This is a genomic window from Dolichospermum circinale AWQC310F (assembly GCF_000426925.1).
Lineage (GTDB): Bacteria > Cyanobacteriota > Cyanobacteriia > Cyanobacteriales > Nostocaceae > Dolichospermum > Dolichospermum circinale.
This window is the reverse complement of sequence record NZ_KE384666.1, coordinates 117,227-120,197: the sequence shown is the minus strand read 5'-3', so window position 1 is coordinate 120,197 and position 2,971 is coordinate 117,227. Positions and strand designations below refer to the sequence as shown.

Sequence of the window (2,971 nt, the reverse complement as noted above, 5' to 3'; positions counted from 1 at the left end):
ACAACTACTTTATTCTTAAATCTTTGGTGTAATTTTGAGTATAATTAGTAATGTTATTTAATGGTTTTTTAAAAAAATTTACAGTTTATATTGCCTATTTTTCAATAATTGTCAATAACTCGCAATTATTGACAATCCCTAAAAATTTATTTAATCCTGAAACTCTTTCCAGTCAACACTTGTAAGTTATTCTCTTACATCGAACTCAGGTTACAATAGTATTCATCTATTTCATCTATATTAATTACACCACACCCTGATTACCTTCTTCCTTCGCGCCTAGAAGGAAACAATTTCCTATAAACTGTGGTTCATTGACCTGAAAATCGCTGTAATTAGTAAAATAAGAAAGTTCGTAATTAAAACCCTATGCCTAGTACAGATAATTTTTTACAATACACCCAATGGTCAGGTATTGCTACAATAATATTTGTGGTTTTGACAATCTTAGCCTTTATACTCAAATGGGGCTTTCGCTTTCGATTAGTGGGTGCAACTGGCTTTATGCTGGTACTGACAGGGGGGTTATTTTCATTGTCCCTTGTTCCCTTGAGTCGCACAGTTATTCCCGGTGCTGTTAAATACACTCTAGTTTATGATAACGGTTCTAACCAAACGGTAATTTCCACCCTCCCAGAAATCACTCCCACAGAATTAGAAGCCACTTTACGTCAAGCAGCTAGTAACCTGTATTCCTATGGTCGCTTAGGTAGCGGCGGAAATAAGCAATTAACAGTCCGCGCCCGCACCATTATCCACCCAGAAATCGGGCTGTCTGTACCCCTGTACCTGGGTGAAGTCAACCGCACTCTAGTCAATCGTGAAGACCCAGAAATGACAATCAAAATTTATTTAGACAAATTTGCCTCACTACCAAAACCCGCTGCGTCAAGATTAGACATTTCGTAAAAAAAGAATATAGAGACGTTTCGGTAAACGTCTCTAGAAGCTATAGCATTTTTTAGCTTTCAGCAGTCCGCTATATTGGGAAATAAATATTTTCCTTTATTCCCTATTTGCACATTTTTTTGCTATATACAATACAATAAAGATTATTTTTTTAAAATCTGATTAAGAAATATCAATATTTTTGGCAAAATAAAGATCATGCCTAATCAAAATCTTACCGAAACTTTGTCTACTCAAGCTGCTAGTTCATTTTTCAGCCTTTCTATTTCCCCAGGGAAAGTAATTCGCGGTGCTGGTGTGTTGTCAACAGTTGGCGCTCAAGTCGCTAATTTGGGAACTCGTCCGTTAATTGTAGCCGGAAATCATACTCTTAATCTGAGCAAAGAGCATTTAAAACCTCTTTTCCAGTCTCAACAATTACATTCTATCTTGGTTTCCTATGGCGCTGATTGTTGTGAAACTAGTCTGAAAGCCTTACGCAAAGCCGCCAAGGAACATAAGGCTGATATCATTATCGGTATTGGTGGTGGTAAAGCCTTAGATACCGCTAAATTAGTCGCTCACCAGTTAACATTACCAGTGATCACAATTCCCACCTCTGCGGCTACTTGCGCGGCCTGGACTGCCCTTTCTAATGTATATTCAACAACGGGGGCGTTTTTGTATGACGTGGCTTTATCTCGCTGTCCAGAGTTGCTAATTTTGGATTATAATTTGATCCAAACTGCACCGCAACGGACCTTAGTGGCAGGTATTGGAGATGCGATCGCCAAATGGTATGAAGCATCAGTAAGTAGTGGAAATTCACAACAAACTTTAATTATTGCTGCGGTTCAACAAGCGCGAGTTTTACGAGACATATTACTACAAAAGTCCGCTACTGCGTTACAGTCCCCAGGTACAGAAATTTGGCAAGAAGTTGTAGACGCAACCGTACTCCTAGCTGGGGTAATTGGGGGTCTAGGGGGGGCGCAGTGTCGCACAGTCGCTGCCCATGCGGTTCATAATGGCTTAACCCATATTTCAGGACATAATAGCATTCACGGGGAAAAAGTAGCTTATGGTATCCTGGTACAACTGCGGTTAGAAGAAATGATCCAGGGAAATCAACTAGCAGCTTCAGCAAGACAACAACTGTTGAAGTTCTACGCAGAGATTGGACTACCCCAAAAATTAGCAGATTTGGGATTAGGTAATATCACTTTGGATGAGTTACAAACAGCAGCAGAAATTAGTTTAGAACCTAATTCTGATATCCACCGTCTACCGTTTAAAGTAGCGTTGGAACAATTAATGGCCGCAATGGTTTCTACCACTGCACCAATAGATATTAATCGTGTTTCCATTAGGGGAATAAGTGACGAGGTGAAAGAATGAATTTAAGTTGGATTACTCCCGCAGAACGGATACAAAAGTTACCTCCTTATGTTTTTGCTCGTTTAGATGAATTAAAAGCGAAAGCTAGAGAACAAGGACTGGATTTAATTGATTTGGGTATGGGAAATCCCGATGGTCCTACACCTCAACCTGTAATAGAAGCTGCCATGACGGCCTTGCAAAATCCCGCTAATCATGGTTATCCTCCATTTGAAGGGACTGCAAGTTTCCGTAAAGCTATTACTCAATGGTATCATCGTCGCTATGGTGTGGTACTTAATCCTGATAGTGAGGCTTTACCCTTACTCGGTTCTAAGGAAGGTTTGGGACATTTAGCGATCGCCTATATTAATCCTGGTGATACTGTATTAGTACCTTCACCATCTTACCCTGTACATTTCCGTGGTCCGATTATTGCTGGGGGAGTTATTCACAATTTAATTCTTAAAGAAGAAAATAACTGGTTAATTGATTTAGCGGCCATTCCTGACGAAGTAGCTAGAAAAGCCAAAATTCTCTATTTTAATTATCCTAGTAATCCTACCGCAGCCACCGCCCCCCGGGAATTTTTTGCAGAAATTGTCGCTTTTGCGCGGAAGTATGAAATCCTTTTAGTCCATGATTTATGTTATGCAGAATTAGCTTTTGATGGTTATCAACCCACTAGCTTATTAGAAATTCCGGG

General features: G+C 39.8%; 3 protein-coding genes. All 3 read left to right on the top strand.

Annotated features, from left to right (window positions below; all coding sequences use genetic code 11):
• Positions 1-369: 369 nt before the first annotated feature.
• The gene (locus tag ACIR310F_RS0103805) at positions 370-909 is read left to right on the top strand and encodes a Ycf51 family protein (protein WP_028082676.1); all 540 of its coding nucleotides are present in this window, start codon (positions 370-372) and stop codon (positions 907-909) included.
• A gap of 198 nt (positions 910-1,107) precedes the next feature.
• Positions 1,108-2,286 (top strand): iron-containing alcohol dehydrogenase family protein, encoded by a 1,179-nt coding sequence (locus ACIR310F_RS0103800; RefSeq protein WP_028082675.1) that lies wholly within the window; start codon positions 1,108-1,110, stop codon positions 2,284-2,286.
• Positions 2,283-2,971: aminotransferase class I/II-fold pyridoxal phosphate-dependent enzyme (locus ACIR310F_RS26615; RefSeq protein ID WP_231387381.1), on the top strand; the 689-nt coding region annotated here is incomplete at its 3' end. The genes ACIR310F_RS0103800 and ACIR310F_RS26615, both read left to right, overlap by 4 nt.

What these genes read in the sequence shown, in the direction of transcription:
- ACIR310F_RS0103805 (WP_028082676.1), top strand. Translation starts at nt 370, where the DNA reads ATGCCTAGTACAGATAATTTTTTACAATACACCCAATGGTCAGGTATT.
- ACIR310F_RS0103800 (WP_028082675.1), top strand. Translation starts at nt 1,108, where the DNA reads ATGCCTAATCAAAATCTTACCGAAACTTTGTCTACTCAAGCTGCTAGT.